Origin of the sequence: Collimonas sp. PA-H2, assembly GCF_002564105.1 — a bacterium.
Taxonomy (GTDB): Bacteria; Pseudomonadota; Gammaproteobacteria; order Burkholderiales; family Burkholderiaceae_D; genus Collimonas.
The window spans coordinates 4558657-4581370 of sequence record NZ_PDBX01000001.1 but is presented as its reverse complement, the minus strand read 5'-3'; the positions used below and the strand labels follow the sequence as shown (position 1 = coordinate 4581370).

Genomic DNA, 22714 nt, shown 5'->3' with positions numbered 1-22714 from the left:
GCTCCCAAATGAACAGGCGCAATTCTTACCTTATCTTTGCCTACAGGATAATTGTTAGTGCGGCTAAAAAATGGGTTTTCATCACTCGGGAGTGACGCTATGACTCGCACGATGCAGCTTGACCAGGCAAGTGCGCCATTCACCGGCGCAGCGGGGTGACGGCCACAGGATCAGAATCGCCGGGGTCCAAGGACTTGCAACGCCAATGATGTTTGACGCCAGGAGAGGAAAGCGGCATCGTTCGCTTTTCAGCAATCGCCGCCATCACAAGTCAGGTGCATGAGCTTACGTACCTGAGAGAAGAACGAGTCAGAAGGGACGAGACAGCTATCGACTTTTCTTCGGTGACCGATTTCGCCATTCCCTCAATTCCTATAATTAATCATAGATTAATCATAGCGAACACTCGCCCACTACGCAGGCAGCCAGCCTTCGGACCGGATGATCCGAAGGCCGATTTCAAACAAACTCACTACGATCACGCCGAATGATTAACGCGCAAAATCCAAAGTGTTCTTAACAAAAGTATTGAGATTGGAAATGTTCAGGCTACCGAAACCGGTAGTTGCATCCCACCCTTGAGCTGCTTTGTAACCATTTGCATTGGTAGTGCCGTTTGTGCCCGAGATAACGTCGTGCAACAAAGCTGAGTTAGCTGCCAACGGAAAGTACTTGTAGAAACTTGCGGCTGGAAAACCCAATCCGTTGGCGTTAGCCGATTGCAGGCGTGCCCATATGCCAGCGAAAATTGGCGCAGCTACACTAGTGCCGCGAAGGCCGGTGATCTGATTGTTGTAGACAATATTAATGCCAGCGGCATCAAACGCGATGTCAGGCAGGCCTCGATTGGCTTTTCCAGTTAAGCCCTGCCAGGCGGGTGCAGGCTCGTATTTGCTGAAACCGCCACCGGTTGCCCATAAACGTCGATTAAAATCATAGCCGCCTGAATATGAACCAATCGTACTCAGTCCATCATTCCAAACGGTTTCACTACTGTATACGCCGGCATTGGTGTACACAGCCGTGCCGCCAACCGCAATCACATAGGGTGAACTTGCCGGCCAGCTGACATCGTAGCTCCCTGGGCTCGTCACAACCCCTGCCGATCCAGAAACAGGACTGAATTGGCAATTGTAGGCACCTGCATCTCCTGCCGCGATAGAAAAAGTCTGGCCTTGCGCAACCGCCTGCCTGAATACATTGTCTGATGCGGCAAAACCGGTGGCGTTGAATATCGACGATTCACAACCGCCAATTGAAACGTTAATGACCTTGGCCACGCCATCGATTACCGCCTGGTTAAAGGCAGCAATCAGATTATCAGTACCGAAGTCAGGCGACACATAAAATGTCATTTGTTTTACGGCGCCGCCAGAAGCTCCGATGATTGCTTGACTATCCAGACTCCACTCGTCTTGACCATTGACAGCGGCGTAGCTACTGCCCACTGGACCGGTCTGCACCACCTTCGTATTCACGGCTGCAAAGCCGTTGCTCGTTGTAAATTGGGTTAAGTCGTTGAGGGTTGGCGCCAGATTTCCCACCGCGATAATGGCAACGGCCGTCGTCGATGCAGTTGGCGTGTTTCCTCCGTTATACACAGCGGCAATAGCTGCCGCATTTGGCGAAGCTTTTACCGGCGTAGCATTTGGCACAGCCGCAGCTTTGCCCTGCGACGCCAGGCTTGTTTCCGTTGTAGGGATTTGAGAACTTAATGTGTGCGCGATGGCGACATTTTGCAGCCCTAGCACAGACCCGATAATACTACCCAGTGCCGCCGGTACTTGTACTACGTCCGTATTCGCAAACACGCTGCGGCCCTGATGCTGAAAGCGTTTCAGCGAAGTGCGAAAGCCTTTCTGAACTGTTGCAGCTGTGCCGTCTGCAGACACTAGCTGGCGATTTGGCGAGACCGTGATATTGACGAAACCGGACTTGCTTAAGTGCTTCACCACCTTATCTACATCTTGTTCTGTCGGTGCGAATTTTTCGGAAAATTGTGCCGGCGTCAGAACTTTTCCATATGAAGCGCTTCCAGGCGTATGCAATTCTTGCAAAAACTGGTCGAGCTTGGCTTCATTACGTAAATTCAAGCTTACCGTCACATGCACCGGCTCGCCTTGCACCAATTCCACCGCTGCTTCTGACGGCGTCTTCTGATTGACATCAGTCGCCAAGCTCCGTTGTTTCGCTTGCACGTACTTCAAGAATGCTTGCGTCTTGGTTGGCACCCAAACACTGTTATCCGTTATTGCAGCATGGGCGGATACGGATGAAAATGCCAGGGACAATGCCAACGATAATGCCGAAACCCGGGCAACCAAAACATCATTGCTTATTTTTTTCGATTTCATGTAACGACCCTCTTGAATGGGACAGATAAAAATGCCGTAGCCTTGCATGGCGATGAGCGATGCAAATTGACCAGGCGCAGGAATCTGTATCACCTGTCGCAAGGACTCGACAGATGATGCAGAAGATAACGGACCGACAGTCCGCTAACTGGATGGCTGCAGCGTTATCGCTACCTGTGCCGGAAATCGTGAAAGAGGAAGTGGAATGCGCGGTGCGCTAAGTCTTCGGATGAAGATGCGCGAGGAGCGAGGTAAGTCAAGCTGAATTTGGTGTGAGCCATGATGTTTCCCTTTTGAGGATAAGCAGCGGCACTCTCATGAAGTAGCCGCCGCTCCAGAATAACGGTGATGCAAAATTCCCTGCACATTGAATTCTTAACGAGTACTAACTTGAGCAATATTCCCACATCGAAATAAAAAAGTACTCGGCAAAGTGTCTATTTTCGAAAACATCATGAAGACGTAATCATTCGTTGTTTTGAGATCACCCATCGTCGTACCAAATCCCATCTGTTCTTTCTGCAGACGCAAACAGATCAGCATTCGAGACTGCATTCCATGCGGGAAAACAGGAAAAGATTGGCAAAATTCAGAGTTGAATCCTCCATGGCAAACGCGTGCCTTCCATTTCAGAAAGGTGGCAAGATCCGCCAAATGTGTACTGAAAAATACAGAGGATTACCAAACAATAATGAAATTCATAAGCATTGTAAAAGCGTACTCAAAGCAATGGACTGGCGGCATCTTGCCCTTTAGGATCATTTACTTCGTCAGTGCGCGGCATGGATTGAACGCAAACGATCAATGGCATTGATGATCGCGTCGATGGAATCAACATGTTAGTAACACCGACTTCCTGCTAATGAAAATATCATGGACCATGCGCAGGGCGCGATGGATGAGGTTCGCCGCTAAACCCATAAAATCTGTAGCTACATGTCTATTAAATTGATTCTCATTGGCGCCGGCAACATCGGCGACGCTATCCTCAACCTGTCGCGCAGCCGCGACTATATCCTGACCGTGGCCGACCGCGATCCACAGCGCCTGGAATACGCGAAACAAGCGGGCTTTCCTAACATCACCACGATCCTGGCGGATATTTCGCACGCCCCTACCGTGACCAAGCTGATTAGCGGCCATGACGTCACCTTGCCGGCCTGCCCTCACTTCCTGACCCCGGTCATCGCGACAGCGGCCAAAGCCGCCCACTCGCACTACTTCGACCTGACCGAAGATGTCGAGAGCACCTGTTTCGTCAAATCGTTTGCCCAGGATTCGACCACCGCCTGCGTACCGCAATGCGGCCTAGGCACCCTGCGCAAAAGCTGGCAAGGCCGGATCCAGAACCTGGATTACAAGACCGTACGCTACCCTGGCCATCGCGACATCATCAAGATCCTGGTGCGCGATTTGCGACTTGGCAAGCTGGAACGCCGTCCGATCCTGAAAGAAGTGCTGGAAACCTCGATCCCGATCGCCAAGCAAGACGTGGTGCTGACTCTTGTGAGGCGTAACCATATCCAGATATGGTGCGGGTTAGCAAACGATAAATATTGATTCAGCGTCGACAAATTTCGAAGATGTTTTTGTCTTTTTCAACGACTTATTAAGGATTGATTTGTAATCGACTCGTTTTTTTAAAATCACAGGGTCCAACAGGAAAAAATCTATGCCGAAAGTATCAGTAGTCATACCGACATTCAATGCTCATCTTCACATTCAGGCGACCTTAAATTCAATACTCACGCAGCAAGATGTCGATTTCGAAGTATTGATACTAGATGATGCAAGTACCGATAACACGCTTGATTTAGTCCGAGCCGTTGGAGATAAGCGAGTCAAAATTCATCGTCATGAAAATAATCAGGGCCGCATAATCAATGTCAATCGCGCTTTCGACTTAGCCCGCGGTGAGTATATCGCGCGCCTGGATCACGACGATCTTGCGGCCCCGGAACGCATGCTCCAGCAAACAAGGTTTCTTGACGAACATCATGACATCATGGTTGTCGGCAGTCAGATCCGGCATTTTGGGCTCGAAGAAGGATGCAGTAATTTCCCGCTTGATGATGGGCGTATCAAAGCACGCTTCGTCAGCGGCAATGCATATCTTGCCAATCCCAGTGCCATGTTTCGCCGCGCTTTCGTCCAAAAACATGCCCTCAGATACGACCCTAACCTTTATATAACAGACGACCTGGGTTTTTGGTTTGATTGTCTGCTGCTGGGAGCACGGTTTGCCAATTTACCTAGTGTATTGACCTCATACCGTATTCATGGCGGCATGACTTCATTCAATCTGAATACGGATCTCCTATATCGAGGAAAAGAACGGCTGTACGCGCGCATGTTGCCCGCCTTCTTCCCTCAGCTTAGCGGGCATGATATACGTCATCTGATGCCGCTGTACAAGTTAAAATTCGATACTCCACTCGACTTTGAGTCATTGAGTGCATTACATCGAGCCGCAGCGGTTGCGTTACGCGAAGTTGACCAGCGCTGGGGATTGGACGTTGAAGAAACTAAGACTTGCCTAGTATCATTGCTGAACCAACGGCGTGCCGAATGGACTCGTGCCAATTATCTGGATGTCAAGGATATAGCTGCTCTAGACCGTTTGTTTTATCAAGAGCTAAAGTGACGCACCTGCACCGCTCGTTCAAAATATTTTGATCATTTCCGATTTGATTTTCTTCGAAACGCCAAAATCAGAAATCGTGAAAAATAATTTAAACTGGCTCCAAGAAAACACACATTAAGTAAACAGCAATAACCTATATTTTTGAAGACTGGAGAACCTAAAATTCCTACTGAAAACAATGAATTGGCCGAATATTTCCACGGCAATCAAGGACGCTACATGCGGAAGTGGCAGCATTATTTCGAAGCGTACGAATGGCATTTCCAGCGTTTCAAAGGGAAGCCGCTTCATCTCCTCGAAATTGGCTGCTATCACGGTGGGTCCCTGCAAATGTGGCGACACTATTTTGGTTCGCAGATTCATGTACATGGAGTCGACATCGATGTGCGATGCAAGCAATTGGAGGAAGCTGGTGTATCTATCTATATTGGCGACCAAGGCGACGACAATTTCCTGAGCCAGCTTGTCTCGCAATTACCTCCACTCGACATTATTATCGACGATGGCGGGCATTTCATGCATCAGCAAATAAAGTCCTTTGACGTGTTGTTTCCACATCTCAAAGATGGCGGCGTATATGTATGTGAAGATCTGCATACCAGCTACTGGGCCAGCCATGGCGGTGGCTACCGCAAGCGGGATACTTTCATAGAAATGTCAAAAGATTTAATCGACCAGCTCAATGCATGGCATTCAAAAGATGCGGAAAGTTTCGCGGTCAATGAGCAAACTCGACATATGCATTCACTACATTTTTACGATAGCATGCTGGTCATCGAAAAACGCGAGCGGACACGTCCTACTGAACATGAATCGGGAAAACGTGTCTTCGACTCGGATCCTACTGGGGAACCTTATACCAAGAGGGTGTAAAAAACTGTAATAGCCACGATCTGATCTGACATTCTCCGGTTTGACGTGTGCTGTCGTGTGATCAAATTCAGTTGTTCAGTGTCGTGACTTTATCTTGCCAGACCTACCCTAGCAACGAAGGCGCAATCGCTGCCAATGTCACGCCAGTCATTCTAAGCTCCGTCAGCTGGGCTGCTACCTATTTGCGGGTACACGGGAAAACACCTCGCGACTGCTGCGCAAAGGCAGCAACCCAGTCGTACGATCCCTCAAAGCACAACGCATAATGAGGCTTGGTCACGAAGGCGAACGCATAACTCTGGTGACGTCAACCAGTGCCTTGATCGCGTGACTCCTATCTCAGGAGATCACCATTTATGTTCATGCGCAGATTGTGCGCAAAAAAGCGCAAATCATTTTCTATTAATGATGAATTTGAAAACTCTTGTGAAATGCCATGCAAGCGAATAGACAGGCAGTCTATCTATCCCTAATATTCTCTTAAATTATATCAATGGCAGTTATGTTTTCTGGAGTAGGCAATTGGGGGCCAAGTTAGAAAATTATTTGGACAATAAATATTTCAAGAAAATTGAAACGCTGGCAGCTTTGTCGCTCTACGGTCAAAACGTCAAAATCGCGACTCATCACATCGTCTAAGATATTTACGACACCGCCAAGAAAAATTCCGACAATCCGAAAAAATATTTGCTGGCGTTAAAAGACCAATTAACTACCGCAGCCAATCACACACATCCCAGCATGTCGGGTTACAAATCGACCTTGGAATATGCAGCTTGGCTGATTGCCATTCATAAAGCCTGAGCAGTTATTGATTGTCGTTGTGACTTCTTCGCATGTGCGAAGTTAAGTGCATTGCGATGTTGTAATAAAAATGAGATGGGACGCAATGTTTTTTGTGAATTTTCCAGCAGAAATTTTAATGGTTGGTTCGTTGTTTACTGCCCTTCCGCTGCATGCAGAGGAAACACTGATAGCAGATCTGCTCGCCAGCGCCATGGAACGTAAAAGTGTGACATAGAAATCTATCCGATATGCCAATTGCAAAAAAATCCGGCACAGCCAAGGATCAAGACGGAACATGGAGCCATGCTGCGTTAAAAGCCGAACATATGGCGCTGATAAATGCCGGCAGCATTGCACCTATACGGATGTTGGCCAACAGGTATGGCGTTTCTGTGACGACGATAAAGGAAATCTTAGCTGAAAATGCTGCAGCAAATGCAAGCAACGATCCCCCTATCCTTCACAGCCATGATCCGTTTGGACGTTGCAAGCGTATGGTTTGAGCTTCCTTTTATCAAGCAATGACTCAAGAAACTACAGCTGTTATGAAAACATCGAAGACGACAAGTGCGTCTACGCTACAGGAATCTGGTCAAGCCGCAGACCGACAATCATCTGTCGCTTCTGTAGTACCTCGATTATTTTTAATGAACTATACGAGGCCGACTTACGGTAGTCCGGTACAAGTCAGCTATTTCTGGGCTTCAAAATTAATCTCGGCGGGACGATCAAAGATATGACCCGCTTGGAATGAATGGATATAGAAGGGACTGAAAAACTCATGAAAATACTGACGAAATCATTGCTGTTGCTTCTGCTGGCATTTGGCGGAAGTCCGCTGGCATATGCACAAGAAGATAACTGGGGAACTTTGAATAACGAAGCCGTGGCACTGAGCCAGCAAGGGAAATTTGCTGCAGCCGTCGTTGCAGAGAAGGCAGCTCTCCAGATTATCCAGGGAACAGCCACCTCACTACCTCTGGACGTCGCAGGAATAATGAGTAATCTTGCGTGGCTATATTCCGCCCAAAAACAATACGCGCTGGCAGAGTCATTTCTCAAGCGTACGCTGGCGATAAAGGAGAGCATACTTGGTCAAGATCACCAGGACATCGCCAATACACTCAGCCAGCTGGCCATGGTATACCGTCAAACCGGACGAGAGGAAAATGCTGAACACGTCGAAAAACGTGCTGCAGCTATTCTTGCATTAAAACCCCATTGAAAGAAGCGACAATCCGCTATCCAATAGCGAAACTGACAATTGACGAAGACAATTCCACCTCAATTCCCAAGGGTGTCTTTTCTATTACTGTGCCTTTACTTGCCGACTTGCCCCTATCTTGTTGATCCAGTAGCCACTGTCGCGCAAAGGCGGCAACCCGGTCGTAAGACCCCTCAAAGCCTAGCTCACATAGATCAGCATGGATCTGTTTCAAGCTACGGCGTTGCTTTCGAGATTTGGTCGCTTCGGTATTAAGCCAAGTTGAAAGTTTGAAGGCGCACTGATCAAGAGCACTGGGAGTGCGTCGATCCCGATAAGCCGGCTCTATGACTTCTGAGCGTAGATAGCGTCTGACGGAGCTTCCGGAGATCCCCAAGCGCCTGATGATCTCCCTCAAGGAGACCTGGTCACGAAGACGCCAGCGTCGAATAATGCGACGTCGATCACTCCAATCTCCTACTCACTATATTGAATAGGATTGTGCCCCACTGCAACGATGACGTTTCCTGGTGCGCATAGGCTTATACGCCCTCGCTGACACGCCTCCGAATCAATCCTTCGGTTTAAGCTTGCTTGCTGAGTCGATCGCCTTCAAGATCGGCAAGCTGCGGATGTGCGCCACCTCCTCCATCGATACCTCGCTGGAACGGTGCGCGAATTCCAGCACCGTGCGCAACTGCTCTTCATTGAACTGCGCCCATACGGCTTCGGTACGCTGAGCCAGCCGCTCATAGTAGATAGCCATCTGACGCACACGCTCTTCGCAGGCCACGACGCGCACCTTGCGGCGGTCGGTCGGGTCGGCTTCGCGCCGGACGAAGCCGGCCTTCTCCAGCCGGTCGACCAGCCCAGTGATGGCGCCCGTCGTGAGTCCGCACGCTGATCGATCCGCAGGCGCCGGGGCCGCAGTACACCGGCCTGCTCGGATTCGGCGGTCGTGCGATGGGCAGCGGCGCAATCGGCCGCCCCGGCGCCATGCACTTCGTGCATGGAAAGCGCGCATTTCTCGGCCACTGGACGGAGCCGGATGGCAGCACCATGTGGTTTGGCAATCTGCCGCACCCGATGCCGTTGACTGCGGCAGAGGCGAGGGCCGTGCCGGCGGCGCATTGCTCGCCCACACGAGTCCCGAGCAGTTGCTCGTCGCAGGCGCGGGAGAAATCCTGCCGCCGGTGCCGCAGTGGCATCGCAGCCGCATGGTGTTAGTCGGCGACGCCGCGCACGCGCCATCGTCAAGTTCAGGCCAGGGAGCGTCGCTCGCCATGGAGAGCGCCATCCAGCTGGCGCGCTGCCTGCCCGACCTGCCCGACGCTGCCACGGCCTTTCTCGCCTACGAGCAGCTGCGCCGGCCCAGGGTCGAGAAAGTCGCCGCGGACGCCGCCAAGACCAACAATAGAAAGGCCTCCGGGCCGGTGGCCAAGGCATTGTTCAGCCTTTTGATGCCGCTTGCGATGAAGACCTTCTTCACACCGGAAAAGATGTTCGGTTCCTTGCATGGCTATCGCATCGATTGGGACGATGTCGTGACAGCATAATTGCTGAACGCCGGATTGACGCTGCAATGGCCGCGCCCAGATCTAATCGTCGACCTTGGCGCCCCAGCAGTGCCGCCGCAGATAGAAGAAACACGCGGCGCGTTGAATATCCCTGCTCGGTAGACATAAGCCCGCCGTGTAAGTAGACTTCACCAGTCTTGCTATTGCAACACAACTGCCGGGTGAACAGTGTCGACTCCATCGACCGGCGTGCTCAGGCTTGACGCATTTCATGAATAATTAGCATTGCATAAGCGCTCAGATCAGATCCAACGCTAGCAATAATGCGGATCTCGGAGCTTGCTTATCAACCGTCCACATTACATGCCGGCCAGTTCTGCCTGTATAAGCATCAGCTGGACGTCATCTATGACTTGCCCAGAAGAGGAAGAGAAATATGATTAAGAGCGAACCGGTGGCAGCCACCGACGATCTGAGTGCACAGCGGCTCTACCATGGCACCCGGGCTGACCTGAAGCCGGGAGACCTGATCGAGCCCGGCTACAGCTCTAACTACGGCAAGAGGAAGACGGCGACCTACGTCTACCTGAGCGCCACCCTGGAGGCAGCCACCTGGGGAGCCGAGCTAGCGCTCGGCGAAGGTCGCGGCAGAATCTACATAGTGGAACCGACCGGCCCGATCATGGATGACCCCAATCTGACGGACAAGAAATACCCGGGTAATCCGACGAAGTCGTACCGCTCCCGGGAGCCGCTACGTGTCGCGGGCGAGGTCACGGATTGGCAGGGGCACTCCCCCGAAGCACTCCAGGCTATGAAGGATCACGTTGAGGGACTTAGGCTGCTTGGCGTTGAGGCAATTGACGACTGAGCTGATGGTTCATCGAGGATCTTATCCGTTTTTGAGCGAGTTGCCGACTCTTCAAGTGCAATAATTCGAGTTACTCTTCCTCTCCCGACGGTTCGTGCGCCCTCTCTAATTTCGAACGTCATATCGGGATAAATCTTCCCAAGGTGCTCTGCCGGACTCAGGAACCCCAAAAAAGCTCTGACGGTATCTCCGGGATTGACTTGTTTGACGTCAGGGTAAATGTGTCTAGCGTCCCAATCACGCCCATCGTAGTAAATCTGTGGTCGATAGTCGTCAAATGCAGGAGAACTCCTCCCACCTTCGGCAGGCGTTAGAAAGTAAATTTCCGCTTCGATATCGTGTGGAAGTTTCATCGTAATTTGAGCCAGTAATCATGCAATGGTGAATGTGCTTTCGCTATTCAATGCCATGGCTGGCCCGACCGATCGGAATAGGCCGACAGCTGAAATTCGCATACTAACCTAGAGCCGGAATAATTAATTGGACTTAGTCATGCTCAGCGTATGCAAGTGAAAACAGCATATTTTCACACTCTCAAATAGTTAGCTAGTTGAACCATTGGCCGATATGACGTGGATAAATCGTTTGCCATCTTCGACGTTGAGGATCTGATCTATGTGCTCAATATTTTTCAAGGCACTTGAAACATCAAAGCTTTTACCGTCAATTACAGCGAGCGCCTCGTTGTGTAAAGCGTATGCAAAGTGAGCCGCCACGCGAACTTCAAGCGATCCTTGGTTTTGGCTTCCGAGGAACCCAGATAGGAGAAGGCGGATATGGTACAGGGCATGAGCCAGCAACTTCTCTTCAGATATATTCTCGGACATAAGCACTTCCAACATGTGGGAAACCGAACTGAGCAAACATTTCTTTACGATTTGATTGCCTGAATAATATCACTTTGGTGCTTCCGCCCATTGATCCCAATTAGTCGTTTTGAACGAATCACGACAGACTCAATTCAATCAACTGCAGGTGCTCAATGATTACACTGACATTGCGTTGGTCTCCCATCTTTTGGGGATTGAATTCGCGTAAAAATCGAAACCAACTGACCAGACTGGTTTTTCGTCGCACAATATTTTTTGCAAGATTGTTCTGGCGTGGGAACGTCGAACGAATAAAGACAATATAAAAGCGCAAGGACCAACACTATTGGCAAACTAAATCCGATTGCAACAATCGCCGGAATAGGGATCGAATGCTTATTTTTCACATCACTCTTCAATTCCCACATATTTTCTTTTGGGAGTGCCAGTCCACCATCCCAACTTCCGCCCAGGCTTATCTGACGTATTCGAATCCTCACGCGCCACGTCAAGTCTGTAAGGACGCACGGTCAGAAACGTTGCAGCCAGCGCTAGAGAGAAAGCCGATAGAAAGAAATTCTCCAAGGCGCTAACTCCCGGAGTGGACAGGCCAGCGCCCCAAAATTGAAGCAATGCTGCTAGTCCAAACGCAAACCCCACAAGCAACGCCATAATCCCGAACAGACGTGCGAAAATGTTTATCAAGCTCCAGTGCAGGGTTTCGTATCTATTTGCCGATACAAGGCGGGATAGATCTTCATTCATATGCAGCGCTCTCGTAATCATCCAGCATCTTGTAGAGCGCTAGTAGTTCCACTTCATGAGCGGCGTCCCCTTCAATCTCGTCCACGCGATTTCTGAGTAGATGCCACTCGCTTTCTCCTTTGATCTTTCCACGGCGAACTATCATCTCTCGCTTCTGCCGCTCTTTTTCGAAAAAAACAGGCATATGAATCTCCACCACTCTATAAAATATTTTAAGTGCCACACCTTGAATATCTTCTGACAGCTTAAAATTAGTGAGGAGCAGCGGCGTTTCTCTTAAGCCCTGCTCGCAGCCTGCAACAATCGCTGAACGCTTCACTTGGGGATTAGCTTTCGCTGTTTGGATGAACGGTATAAAGGAATCAAATAGGTCTATTAATTTTTGATCGCCGAGAGCTCTATACTCCGCTGCGAGCTCTTCGTAGGTATCGACAATTGTGTCCAGCTTTGTTTTTGACTTGTTTTTCATATTTAAAATACGGATGTAACTTCCAATCTCCGATGGATGGAACTACAAATAGCTTATGGCAGCACCTAGTTCACCATATCCGAAAATACGAAAACCGATATCCGTCTGCTCTCCAGGTACATGCATTGGCACCAAAAGATCAAGGAGTATTTTTCGCTGCGCTGCCGAGTCGACCGCAATTTCAACCCAGCGAATCGTTTTATATCCGCCTAAGGGAAAGTGGTAAAACCATTCCGAATCCCAACCGGAAAGGTGGTCACTCTGAACATCCAAAATGCGCCACTTCGGCGAGGCTTGGCCCAGTTTGCACATTGCACGTCGCAGTTCATTCCACTTCGTTTCATTCATCAGAGAAAACACAGTACGGCCTATCATCCTTTCAAGTCGCCCCCATTAGCTATAGTCGAAACTGAATATCATGCGAACAATGGTATCGTCCACCTGGATCGACGGCTCTCAACCTGCCTATTTTCTCCCAAGTGGAATTCCAATCGGCTTCGCCAGTAATAGCTATCCCTGGGTACGCTCCGCCCTCCTGTTTGAAGATTCTCCATATTGGCAGCTCTGTAGCTGCCATCGAGTCAAAGAAAGCTTCAACAAAGGTGGAGAACCATTCACAATCCATCCCAAGTGACATGTGGTCATGGCCAGCTAGACCAACGAGTCCCCAGGGGGTTTTAGGACCAAAACCAAATTCGCAATGACCAATGCCTGTACCGGATTTTTCGTGATCCAGAATAGACCAACATGGATATTTTTCGCCAATGCCTCCAAAGTCCCAATCTCGCAAAATCGATTGCGGCGTAACCAATAGAGTGCGAATGTGATGCACAACACCTGCATCATGAATACCTGCAAGTTCGCTCTCGATCAATTTATTTATCTCAGTGGCGGTTACTGACATTCTGAAACCAATCCAATAAAATTAGCTTTTCATACTGAGCTTTCCCTGAAATTTCGTCTTCCACAGGTGACGTAAAATTGACGTTACTTTGGGAAGGCAAGAAATGAAGATTTCAAGAAGTTCATACACGGCGGAATTCAAGGAATTGGCAGTCAGACGGGTCAATGCCTGCGAGTCCTTCGCGGCGACAGCCAAGGAACTTGGTCTAAGCGAACAAACGCTGCGCAACTGGGTCAAGGCCGCTAAGGCTGGCAAGTTGAACGGCGCTGGTAGCAAGGTTGTGACACCGGAAGAGATGGAATTGTCGCGCTTACGTGCCGAGAATGCCAAGCTCAAGCGGGAGAACGAAATCATAAAAAAGGCAGCGGCGTACTTCGCGAAGGATGTTCTGTGAAGTACGCCTGGATCGATGCGCAGACTAATCGATTCGCGCTGAGGGAAATGTGCGATACGCTCGACGTGAGCATCAGCGGTTACCGAGCCTGGAAGAGTGGCGGCACGCCCGATCGCAAGCGCCTGACGGCCGGCCAGACGCTGGCCATGATCCGCGCCATCCACGCCGAGGTAAAAGGTGCTTATGGCAGTCCTCGGATGATCCGCGAGTTGCGGTGGCGGGGCTACACGGCGAGCAAGGGACGCGTAGAGCGGTTGATGCGCACGCACGGAATTCATGCGCGCCACAAGCGGCGCTACCGGGTTACGACCGAATCGAAGCACGGTTTGCCAGTGGCGAGAAACCTGCTTGACCGCGATTTCGCGCCGGCGGCGCCGAATCAGGTTTGGACGGCCGACATCACCTACTTGTGGACCGATGAAGGCTGGCTGTACCTCGCCATCGTTCTGGATCTGTTCAATCGGGAAGTGATCGGCTGGTCGCTCAAGCCGCGTATGACGACTGAGTTGGTGGCAGACGCGCTGACGATGGCCTGGTTCCGCCGACGTCCTGCGCCCGGCGTCCTGCATCATTCGGACCGCGGCAGCCAGTACGCCAGTCAGGCCTACCAGGACAAGTTGCGTGAGTTCGGTATGACGTGTTCGATGAGCCGCAAGGGAAATTGCTGGGACAATTCGCCGACTGAGAGCTGGTTCAACAGTTTCAAGAACGAACGTTACCATGGCCTGCGCTACACCACCCAGACTGAAATGAGGGCGGCCAGTTTCGAATACATCGAGGTGTTTTACAATCGCAAGCGGCAGCATTCGACCCTCGGTTATAAATCGCCGCTCCAGTTTCTACAGCGCTGGATCAGTGAACAGAATCAGGAAAAACGAGCTGCATAGAAGTCGTCTGTTGGAAGACGAAAAACAGAGGGAACCTCATACCAACTTAACTGCACTACAGCTCATTAGCAGAGTCGCTCTGTAGTTCCCGGCTGTACGCAATTTTCGGAATAGATGGAGTCAATTTCGTGCAAGAAGGATTCACGGCCTTTCTCCAATGCGGTTAGCGTTGGTCTATCTTTTAAATCAATGGTCGCAATCGCGCCATTCTTTGTCATTGGATATCCCAAATCAATGAATTGATCGCCCTCTTTGCGATTGCGACCGATCCAGTAGCCAATAAATACTGAATCCGGTTTTCCAGTAGCACCGTTATAGCCGACATCAATCTTCGCGACCTTGAATTGCCTGGGGCGAACTCGTTCCGCATAGGCCAGCACGTCTCTTACGCTGGAGCCATCGGCGGTTTGATGGTTATTAACATTCAAGATCCATTTTGCCTCGTCACTTGGCTTGAGTACGGCCGGCTTCCAAACTCCAGCTGACAACGCCACACTCGACACTAACAAACCACAAAAAAATACCAACTTCAAAGTAGACTCTTTCATTAATTAATTTCCTTGTTCTTCTGCCCTACAACATCTGATGGCAGGTATTGGGGATGCCGACTAAATTGGCCACACCACTGTGCCAAGTCTATCCTCGGGCTCTAGCAACACCACGGTTTTTTTGCGGAGCTCACGGGCTGTTTCGCTCGCGCCAGCACTTAACCAACGACACAGAGTGTCAGCCAAATCCGCACCCGGCAACACTTCGATTGCTCGGCTCATGAGGTCCACTCGACGCCCCTGAAAACCTGGCCTAGCTATCTCGGATTGTCCAAACTTCGGATTCCCAAAATCCACGGACTTCAGCCGTTTTGAATACCAGCGACGCTCGGGATGGGCAGCAAAAAATGTGTAAACATCAAAGTCGTTGATGCCGGCAGTTGTGTCCGTGTAGTGGACCGCAGCTCCTTGGCAAAGGGCTACTCCGATGACACGATCGGCGTAAAGTCGGGCCCATTCTGGGTACTTCTGAAAAAAGGCGTGCCTATCTTGTCGTGCAAGATCGAGGAGGCGGCGAAGGTCTCCTGGCTCAATCGGCTTGAACGAGAGCAGTGCAGGATTGCGATTTTTCATGCCTCAATAGCGCCCTGTAGGGTGGCAATCATTACCCCAAACGATTTTTTGTATCAGATCTCAATCTTACGGGTCGCCTGAGAGCACGCGCCGCCTAGAAATTCACATAATTCATTTGCAAATTATACAATCAAGAAACGATAATGTGCAGCAACATTATCAGCCATGGTCGAATCGAGATGTCCGCGAATCAACCATTAGACTCCAGGGGGAAAAGTGATCACTGATTCAATGAGTGCCATTAAGGTAAACGACATTTCCAATGGCTCGCAGCTTTACAAAACTATCGAAATTGAGCCGTCATTTTTTTCAGTATCTCTTTTCAAGCTCGCTATCATGTCTATCTTCACGGCGGGAATTTATGAGATTTACTGGTTCTACAGAAACTGGCGGATCATCAAGATCCGAGAGAACTCCAACATAGCTCCAGGCGTTAGGTCCGTATTCTCGGTCTTTTTCTGCTATCAATGCTTTTCCCGCATTCACAAATATGGCGCTAATATCGGAGTGCAATCAGTTGTGCCTCCCATTGCATGGGCCGCAGGATGGGTGCTAATTACAGTCGCTGCCCGACTTCGAGAGCCGTGGCTGTTGTACTACCTGCTTTCGTTCATTTACTTGCTTCCGATGCAGGCACATGTAAATCGGATAAATGCGGCAGTAGATTCTCATTACGCCGAAAATTCCAAATTCAGCCGATCGAATTGGACAGTGATTGTCATAGGGACGATCATGTGGGGACTCATAATTGTTGGAGTCAACCAACCCAAGTTCTAGCCGCTGGATGCCCGATAGCTTATTGACAGTGAACTCAGGTTTAATATCAGTGCGCTAGTCCATAACGATGCTCAATCCGGGCACTGAAGGAAATCGGATAGATCGACTAAGCCTTCGCGACTATAAAAAAAATATGTCGTCAAGAGTCTCATACAAATCAACAGCGCTTGGCAAGCTATCATGGAGACCAGAGCTGCCTGCAAGTTCTTTGCTGCCAAGGGCGTCAGAGCAAATGAGGACGACAAGCGCTCATTCTCGCCGGCGTCGATCAGAAACCGAATCAGATATTTGACTGCGGCATGCCGGTACGGATGGAAATACCATAACATGTGCAAGGACGATCCGGCCTCCAGGGTTACCGTACCTGTAGTCAAGAATGAACGACAGGAATACGCCAGCCGTGCGCGGATGCTGATGCTGATGCTCTCTAGGGCATGCACCAATCGCCCTACACGCTTGGCAATAAGGATTGCCTTCTATTCTGGCCTCAGACTTGGTGAGATACTGCGTGCCCAGATTCGAGGCCAGACGTTTTACCTGATGGATACCAAGAACGGCGACCCGCGGGTGATTCCTACCAGCCACGTATTTTGGTCTGCGTCCGGCACTTCAACCAAAAAACACCAAAGATCACGATTCAGAGGGCATTCCAGCGCGCCAGGCAAGTTTGCGATTTGGTGCATATTCACTTCCATGACCTGCGCCATAGTGCGGCCAGCGAGCTGATTAATGCTGGTGTGGACCTATTTACGGTCGGCCGTGTACTGGGTCACAAGGACCCGCGCAGCACTCAGCGATACAGCCATCTGGCGATCGATACGCTGACAGTTGCCGTCGGGAAGATCGGCCGGAAATCGACATAATGGCAAGAAAATCCCCCCACAAAAGAAAAAAGCCACCGATTAGGGTGGCTTTGATTTCTTGCCCATGCTCTGAAACCCGCATGGATACTACGTGTACTGGCGGAGAGGGTGGGATTCGAACCCACGGTACGATTTAACGTACGCTTGATTTCGAGTCAAGTACATTCGACCACTCTGCCACCTCTCCGGTTTTCGGTCGACTTGCTGTGTTTAATGCAGCAAAGCGCAAGATTATAGCAGGCTTTTTTTGATATTGGGAAGCCTTTTTATTGCTTCCCCGTCACAGCCGGTTTGCCCGCTTTCACGCGCAAAAATAAGCCCGTTAAATCAATTACTTATACGCTCAATTTGGTAATGCCGCCCATATACGGATGCAGCACTGCCGGGATTTCCACGCTGCCATCGGCTTGCTGGAAGTTCTCCAGGATCGCCACCAGGGTGCGGCCGACCGCTAGGCCGGAGCCGTTCAGGGTGTGCACCAGTTCGGTCTTGCCTTGGGCATTGCGAAAACGGGCTTGCATGCGGCGCGCCTGGAAGGCTTCGCAATTGGAGATCGAGGAAATTTCTCGGTAGGTATTCTGTGCCGGCAGCCAGACTTCCAGGTCGTAGGTCTTGGCGGCGCCGAAGCCCATATCGCCGGTGCACAGCGATACCACGCGATACGGCAGGCCGAGTTTCTTCAGGATGTTTTCGGCGTGGCCGACCATCTCTTCCAGTGCTTCATAGGATTTTTCCGGATGGACGATCTGCACCATTTCGACCTTGTCGAACTGGTGCTGGCGGATCATGCCGCGAGTGTCACGGCCGTAACTGCCGGCTTCGGAACGGAAGCATGGCGAATGGGCGGCCATCTTCAGCGGCAGCGTTTCGCCGGCGAGGATTTCGTCGCGCACGATATTGGTCAGCGGCACTTCCGCCGTCGGGATCAGGTACAGCGCGGCAGCGTCGGCGGCTTGCTCGCCTTCCTGGCCGCCCTTCTTGACTGCGAACAGGTCTTCCTCAAACTTCGGCAGCTGGCCGGTGCCGCGCAGCGAGTCGGCGTTGACGATGTAGGGTGTATAGCATTCGGTGTAGCCGTGCTCTGCGGTCTGGGTATCCAGCATGAACTGGCCGAGCGCGCGGTGCAGGCGGGCGATGCCGCCCTTCATGACCGAGAAGCGTGAGCCGGTGAGCTTGGCGGCGGTGTCGAAATCGAGGCCGAGGGCGGCGCCGACGTCGACGTGGTCGCGCGCTTCGAAATCGAAGCTGCGCGGCGTGCCGACCTTGCGCACTTCGACATTGGCGGCTTCATCGGCGCCGACCGGCACCGATTCGTGCGGCAGGTTGGGCACGGCCAGCAGGAAGGTGCTGACCTGTTCCTGCACCTGGTCCAGGCGGGTGGCGGATGCCTTCAGTTCGTCGGCGATGCCGGCCACTTCGGCCATGACGGCGGAAGCGTCTTCGCCCTTGCCTTTCAGCATGCCGATCTGTTTGGACAGCGAGTTGCGCTGGCTCTGCAATTCTTCGGTGCGGGTCTGGATTTGCTTCCGTTCGGCTTCCAAGGCATTGAAGCTGGCGACGTCGAGCTTGTATTTGCGCGTGGCGAGGCGGTCGGCGGCGCTGGCGATGTCTTTGCGAAGAAGTTGGATGTCGATCATGGACGTAGGTAAATGGACGAAAGAATAAGCCGCCATTGTACCAAGCCCGGCCAGTGCTCGGCCAGCCAATCTGATTGAATGAAGTTATCAGAGACACAACAACAAGTCAGGCGGCGCGGGGGCAGGCACAGCCCCTGGCCCTGCGCCCTGCCCGCTTATTTGCCGGATTACTTGCCCAGATCGACCTTGCTGAAGTCGTGCAAGGCGAACGCCGACATCTTGAAGCCGATCACCTGCTTGCGGATCGGCGTATGCGTCAGCGAGTGCGCCAGCGGGATCCATGGCGCTTCTTCATGCGCGATCACCTGCGCCTGCTCATACAGCTTGCTGCGCTCGGCCTGATTGGTGCTGAGCTTGGCTTTCTGGATCAGCGCTTCGAAATCCTTGTTGCACCAGCGCGCGGTATTGCCGCCGCTGCGCACCGATTCGCAGCCGAGCAAGGTGGCGAAGAAATTGTCCGGATCGCCGTTGTCGCCCGACCAGCCGAACATCATCGCCTGCTGCGCACCCTGCTTGCTGCGCTTCAGGTATTCGGTCCATTCGTAGGTGTTGAGCCTGGCCTTGACGCCGATCTTGGCCCAGTCGGCCTGGATCAGCTCGGCCATGCGCTTGCCGTCAGGATTGTAGGGACGGGTCACCGGCAGGTAGGACAGCTCGACTTCGACGCCGTTGGGATAACCGGCCTTGGCCAGCAAGGCCTTGGCCTTGACCGGATCGTAGGCGTAGTCCTGGACCTTGTTGTCGTAGGACCAGAGCGTCGGCGGGATCGCATTCTTGGCGATCTGGCCGGCGCCCTGGTACACCGTTTTCAGAATCGTCTGCTTGTCGGTGGCCATGTTAAGGGCCTGGCGCACCAGCTTGTTGTCGAAGGGCTTTTTCTCGACATTGAAGGAGATGTAGCCGACGTTCAGGCCTTCCTTGGTCAGCAGGGTGATCGCCGGATCGTTTTTCATCAGCTCGATATCAGCCGGCTTGGGAAACGCCATCACCTGGCATTCATTGGCCTTGAGCTTGGCGTAGCGCACCGAGGCGTCCGGCGTGATGGCGAAAATCAGGCTGTCCAGTTTCGGCCGCCCGTCCCAATAGGCGTCGAAGGCCTTATAGCGGATCACCGCGTCTTTTTGATAGGAGACCAGCTGGAACGGGCCGGTGCCGATCGGTTCGCGGTCGATCACGTCTGCTGTCCCCTCAGCCTTCATCTTGTCGGCGTATTCGGCGGACAGAATCGAAGCGAAGTCCATGCCCAGGTTGGCGATGAACGGCGCTTCCGGGTGCTTCAGCTTGAATACCACGGTGTAGTCGTCAACCTTGCTGACCTTGTCGACGATCTTGTCCATGCCCATGTCGAGGAAGTAGCTGAAGCTGGCGCCGGTGGACAGTTTATGGAAGGGATGATTGACGTCTGCCATGCGGTTGAACGAAAACAGCACGTCGTCGGCGTTGAAATCGCGACTCGGCTTGAACTTGGCGCTGCTGTGGAACTTGACGCCCTTGCGCAGCTTGAAGGTGTAAGTCAAGCCATCGTCCGACACGGTCCACGATTGCGCCAGCGCCGGGATGATCTTGGTGGTGCCCAGTTCAAAGGCAACCAGGCGGTTGTACAGCGGTACAGAGGAGGCATCGAAGGTGGTGCCGGTGGTGAACAGCTGCGGATTGAAGCCTTCCGGGCTGCCTTCCGAGCAAAACACCAGGGTCTTGGCCGCCAGCGCCACATTGGTGGCGGCGCCAAGCAGCGCCGCCATGCTGATAGCAGCGGCCAGTTTCAACTTCTTGCTCATTCTCACCCTTCTTAATGGATTTCTTCTACCCGATGGCAGGCCACCATGCTGCCGCCGAACTCGCGCAACAGCGGCACTTCCTGGCGGCAGCGTTCGACAGCATACGGGCAGCGGTTATTGAAACTGCAGCCGGGCGGCGGCGCCAGCGGCGACGGCAGTTCTCCCGGCAGCATCATCTTTTGCTGGCGCTGCGCCGGATCGATGCGCGGCGTGCTGGCCAGCAGCGCCTTGGTATAGGGGTGCAGCGGACGGCTGAACACTTGCTGCTTGCTGCCGTGCTCGACGGTCTTGCCGAGATACATCACCAGCACGTCGTCGGCGATGTGCTCCACCACCGATAAATTATGCGAGATGAACAGATAGGCGACGCCGCTGGCTTGCTGCAGATCCATCAGCAGGTTCAGCACCTGCGCCTGGATCGAGACGTCCAGCGCCGACACCGGTTCGTCGGCCACGATCACCTTGGGGTCCAGCATCAGCGCGCGCGCAATTGCTACCCGCTGGCGCTGGCCGCCGGAAAACATGTGCGGATAACGGCTATAGTGCTCCGGCCGCAAGCCGACCTTGGCCATCATGGCGCGCGCTTTTTCGGCGCGCTCGGCATGGTTCAATCCGGTGTTGATGATCAGCGGCTCTTCCAGCATCTGGCCGACTTTCTTGCGCGGATTCAGGCTGGCGTAGGGATTCTGGAAAACCATCTGCACCAGCGGCCGCACCCGCTTCAGGGTGGCGTGGTCAGCGTCGGCGATATTGGCGCCATCCATCCACAGCTCGCCGCCGGTAGGTGGTTCGATCATGGTGATCTGGCGCGCCAGGGTTGACTTGCCGCAGCCGGACTCGCCCACCACCGCCAGCGTCTTGCCAGGCTGCAGGGCGAACGACACGCCATCCAGCGCGCGCGCGGTAGCCTTGGGCTTGAACAAACCCTGCGATACGCTGTAGTGCTTGATCAGGTTCTTGGCTTCCAGCAGGACCACGGGGCTGGCGATTTCGTTCATATTGGAATTCATCATCATGCTGTCCCACTGCTTAGCAATGCTTCAGGTGTTTTGCGGGAAATCTCGAACCAGCCGTTAGTCGGGCGGCCTTCTTGATCGAGCGGAAAATGACAGCGCACCTGCTCCTGCGGCGCACCCAGCAATTCAGGACGCTGCTCACGGCAGCGGTCTTGCGCATAGGCGCAGCGCGGACTGAGCAGGCAACCGGTGGGCCTATCGTACTGGCCCGGCACCACGCCAGGGATGGTCTGCAGACGGGCGCGGCCGATATTGTGTTCGGGCAGCGCCGCCAGCAAGGCCTGGGTATAAGGGTGCTTGGGGGCGTTGAAGATGTCTGGCACGCGGCCGGTCTCTACGACCTGGCCGGCGTACATCACCATCACGCGTTGCGCGGTCTGTGCCACCACGCTCAGGTCGTGGGTGATCAGCATCAGCGCCATGCCGCGGTCGCGTTGCAGTTGCAGCAGCAGTTCCAGCATTTGCGCCTGCACCGTGACATCCAGCGCCGTGGTCGGCTCGTCGGCTATCAGCAGGCGTGGGTTGCAGGCGATCGCAATCGCCACCATCACGCGCTGGCTCATGCCACCCGACAGCTGGTGCGGGTAAGCATCCAGCCGGCGCTCGGGATCGGGAATGTCGACCTGCTTGAGCAAGGCCAGCGCTTTGGCGCGCAATTCCTTCTTCGAGCCGCCCTGATGTACACGCAGGGTTTCCATCAGCTGGTACGCCACGGTAAACGAGGGATTGAGGCTGGTCATCGGATCCTGGAAGATCATCGCGATATCCTTGCCCAGCAGACCGCGCCTTTGCTTGTCCGGCATGGTCAGCAGGTCGCGGCCGTCGAAGGCCATGCGCTCGCCCTTGACCCGGCCGGGATAGTCGATCAAGCCCATCAAGGCCAGCGAGGTGACGCTCTTGCCGGAGCCGGATTCGCCGACGATGCCGACCACTTCACCGGCTTCGATGCTGAGGTCGAGGCCGTCCACCGCGGTGAACGGCGCTGCCGTCGAGCCGAATTCGACCCGCAGCTGTTTGATTTCAAGCAGTGCCATAATATTCAGTC

The 22714-nt window shown here is 52.7% G+C and carries 23 protein-coding genes, 1 tRNA gene and 2 pseudogenes; 9 read left to right on the top strand and 17 right to left on the bottom strand.

The genetic code is table 11. The features are described from left to right. Positions 1-491: 491 nt before the first annotated feature. A complete protein-coding gene (locus tag BCF11_RS21110; RefSeq protein WP_233212574.1) occupies positions 492-2354 on the bottom strand; it encodes a protease pro-enzyme activation domain-containing protein in 1863 nt (620 codons plus the stop codon). A gap of 936 nt (positions 2355-3290) precedes the next feature. Between BCF11_RS21110 and BCF11_RS21105 the strand changes: the two genes are divergently transcribed. From BCF11_RS21105 to BCF11_RS21090, 5 genes are all read left to right on the top strand, one after another. Continuing rightward, entirely contained in the window at positions 3291-3914 is a 624-nt protein-coding gene (locus BCF11_RS21105) for a saccharopine dehydrogenase NADP-binding domain-containing protein (protein WP_233212573.1), read from the top strand. A gap of 112 nt (positions 3915-4026) precedes the next feature. Continuing rightward, on the top strand, positions 4027-4998 hold the full coding sequence (locus tag BCF11_RS21100) for a glycosyltransferase (protein WP_098496480.1): 972 nt from the start codon (positions 4027-4029) through the stop codon (positions 4996-4998). A gap of 141 nt (positions 4999-5139) precedes the next feature. After that, positions 5140-5871 carry a class I SAM-dependent methyltransferase gene (locus BCF11_RS21095; RefSeq protein WP_143751399.1) on the top strand — a complete coding sequence of 244 codons (732 nt, stop codon included), beginning with the start codon at positions 5140-5142 and terminating at the stop codon, positions 5869-5871. A gap of 1034 nt (positions 5872-6905) precedes the next feature. Next, on the top strand, positions 6906-7160 hold the full coding sequence (locus BCF11_RS27705; RefSeq protein WP_143751398.1) for a hypothetical protein: 255 nt from the start codon (positions 6906-6908) through the stop codon (positions 7158-7160). A 278-nt stretch (positions 7161-7438) separates the two neighbouring features. Further along, positions 7439-7882: a tetratricopeptide repeat protein gene (locus BCF11_RS21090; protein ID WP_158229247.1), complete on the top strand. Its 444-nt coding sequence runs from the start codon at positions 7439-7441 to the stop codon at positions 7880-7882. An 82-nt stretch (positions 7883-7964) separates the two neighbouring features. On the opposite strand, the pseudogene BCF11_RS28390 reads toward BCF11_RS21090, so the two are convergent. From BCF11_RS28390 to BCF11_RS28385, 3 genes and pseudogenes are all read right to left on the bottom strand, one after another. Continuing rightward, a pseudogene (locus tag BCF11_RS28390) lies at positions 7965-8315 on the bottom strand (IS21 family transposase); the annotation flags it as partial. Positions 8316-8432: 117 nt separating this feature from the next. Then, positions 8433-8627 (bottom strand): hypothetical protein, encoded by a 195-nt coding sequence (locus BCF11_RS28210; protein ID WP_199111232.1) that lies wholly within the window; start codon positions 8625-8627, stop codon positions 8433-8435. Between the two features lie 78 nt (positions 8628-8705). Next, positions 8706-8885, bottom strand: a pseudogene (locus BCF11_RS28385) (hypothetical protein); the annotation flags it as partial. A gap of 133 nt (positions 8886-9018) precedes the next feature. Between BCF11_RS28385 and BCF11_RS28380 the strand changes: the two are divergent. Together BCF11_RS28380 and arr are read left to right on the top strand one after the other, a co-directional pair. Then, entirely contained in the window at positions 9019-9417 is a 399-nt protein-coding gene (locus tag BCF11_RS28380; RefSeq protein ID WP_143751397.1) for an NAD(P)/FAD-dependent oxidoreductase, read from the top strand. A 397-nt stretch (positions 9418-9814) separates the two neighbouring features. After that, on the top strand, positions 9815-10249 hold the full coding sequence (arr, locus tag BCF11_RS21070) for an NAD(+)--rifampin ADP-ribosyltransferase (RefSeq protein WP_098496475.1): 435 nt from the start codon (positions 9815-9817) through the stop codon (positions 10247-10249). Here arr and BCF11_RS28700 read toward each other — a convergent pair. The 6 genes from BCF11_RS28700 to BCF11_RS27700 form a co-directional block, all read right to left on the bottom strand. After that, on the bottom strand, positions 10201-10602 hold the full coding sequence (locus tag BCF11_RS28700) for an elongation factor Tu (protein WP_098496474.1): 402 nt from the start codon (positions 10600-10602) through the stop codon (positions 10201-10203). The two genes, arr and BCF11_RS28700, sit on opposite strands and share 49 nt — an antisense overlap. 189 nt (positions 10603-10791) lie before the next feature. Next, complete coding sequence (locus tag BCF11_RS21060; protein WP_199110981.1) at positions 10792-11076, bottom strand: hypothetical protein; 285 nt, start codon at positions 11074-11076, stop codon at positions 10792-10794. Between the two features lie 390 nt (positions 11077-11466). Continuing rightward, positions 11467-11823 (bottom strand): hypothetical protein, encoded by a 357-nt coding sequence (locus BCF11_RS21055; protein WP_143751396.1) that lies wholly within the window; start codon positions 11821-11823, stop codon positions 11467-11469. After that, positions 11816-12292: a hypothetical protein gene (locus BCF11_RS21050; RefSeq protein WP_098496472.1), complete on the bottom strand. Its 477-nt coding sequence runs from the start codon at positions 12290-12292 to the stop codon at positions 11816-11818. The genes BCF11_RS21055 and BCF11_RS21050 overlap by 8 nt, the downstream gene beginning before the upstream one ends. Before the next feature lie 42 nt (positions 12293-12334). Next, complete coding sequence (locus BCF11_RS21045; protein ID WP_369827806.1) at positions 12335-12667, bottom strand: DUF6678 family protein; 333 nt, start codon at positions 12665-12667, stop codon at positions 12335-12337. 22 nt (positions 12668-12689) lie between these two features. After that, on the bottom strand, positions 12690-13196 hold the full coding sequence (locus tag BCF11_RS27700) for a hypothetical protein (protein WP_143751395.1): 507 nt from the start codon (positions 13194-13196) through the stop codon (positions 12690-12692). Positions 13197-13299: 103 nt separating this feature from the next. Between BCF11_RS27700 and BCF11_RS21035 the strand changes: the two genes are divergently transcribed. After that, positions 13300-14477 (top strand): IS3 family transposase gene (locus tag BCF11_RS21035; protein WP_098493244.1). Its coding sequence is split into 2 segments (ribosomal slippage): positions 13300-13561 and positions 13561-14477, totalling 1179 coding nucleotides; the frame shifts between segments, so codons are not numbered across the junction. A gap of 65 nt (positions 14478-14542) precedes the next feature. On the opposite strand, the gene BCF11_RS21030 is transcribed toward BCF11_RS21035, so the two are convergent. Continuing rightward, entirely contained in the window at positions 14543-15025 is a 483-nt protein-coding gene (locus BCF11_RS21030) for a hypothetical protein (protein WP_098496470.1), read from the bottom strand. 60 nt (positions 15026-15085) lie between these two features. After that, complete coding sequence (locus BCF11_RS21025; protein WP_098496469.1) at positions 15086-15598, bottom strand: hypothetical protein; 513 nt, start codon at positions 15596-15598, stop codon at positions 15086-15088. Positions 15599-16965: 1367 nt separating this feature from the next. On the opposite strand from BCF11_RS21025, the gene BCF11_RS28695 reads away from it, so the two are divergent. Beyond that, the gene (locus BCF11_RS28695) at positions 16966-17238 is read left to right on the top strand and encodes a tyrosine-type recombinase/integrase (protein WP_158229246.1); all 273 of its coding nucleotides are present in this window, start codon (positions 16966-16968) and stop codon (positions 17236-17238) included. 97 nt (positions 17239-17335) lie between these two features. Here BCF11_RS28695 and BCF11_RS21005 read toward each other — a convergent pair. The 5 genes from BCF11_RS21005 to dppD form a co-directional block, all read right to left on the bottom strand. After that, positions 17336-17425: transfer RNA gene (locus BCF11_RS21005), tRNA-Ser, on the bottom strand. A 148-nt stretch (positions 17426-17573) separates the two neighbouring features. Continuing rightward, on the bottom strand, positions 17574-18875 hold the full coding sequence (gene serS / locus BCF11_RS21000) for a serine--tRNA ligase (RefSeq protein WP_098496465.1): 1302 nt from the start codon (positions 18873-18875) through the stop codon (positions 17574-17576). Positions 18876-19042: 167 nt separating this feature from the next. Continuing rightward, positions 19043-20653 (bottom strand): ABC transporter substrate-binding protein, encoded by a 1611-nt coding sequence (locus tag BCF11_RS20995; protein ID WP_098496464.1) that lies wholly within the window; start codon positions 20651-20653, stop codon positions 19043-19045. 11 nt (positions 20654-20664) lie between these two features. Next, the gene (locus BCF11_RS20990; protein WP_098496463.1) at positions 20665-21669 is read right to left on the bottom strand and encodes a peptide ABC transporter ATP-binding protein; all 1005 of its coding nucleotides are present in this window, start codon (positions 21667-21669) and stop codon (positions 20665-20667) included. Beyond that, on the bottom strand, positions 21666-22703 hold the full coding sequence (gene dppD / locus BCF11_RS20985; RefSeq protein ID WP_098496462.1) for a dipeptide ABC transporter ATP-binding protein: 1038 nt from the start codon (positions 22701-22703) through the stop codon (positions 21666-21668). The genes BCF11_RS20990 and dppD overlap by 4 nt, the downstream gene beginning before the upstream one ends. Positions 22704-22714 lie beyond the last annotated feature (11 nt).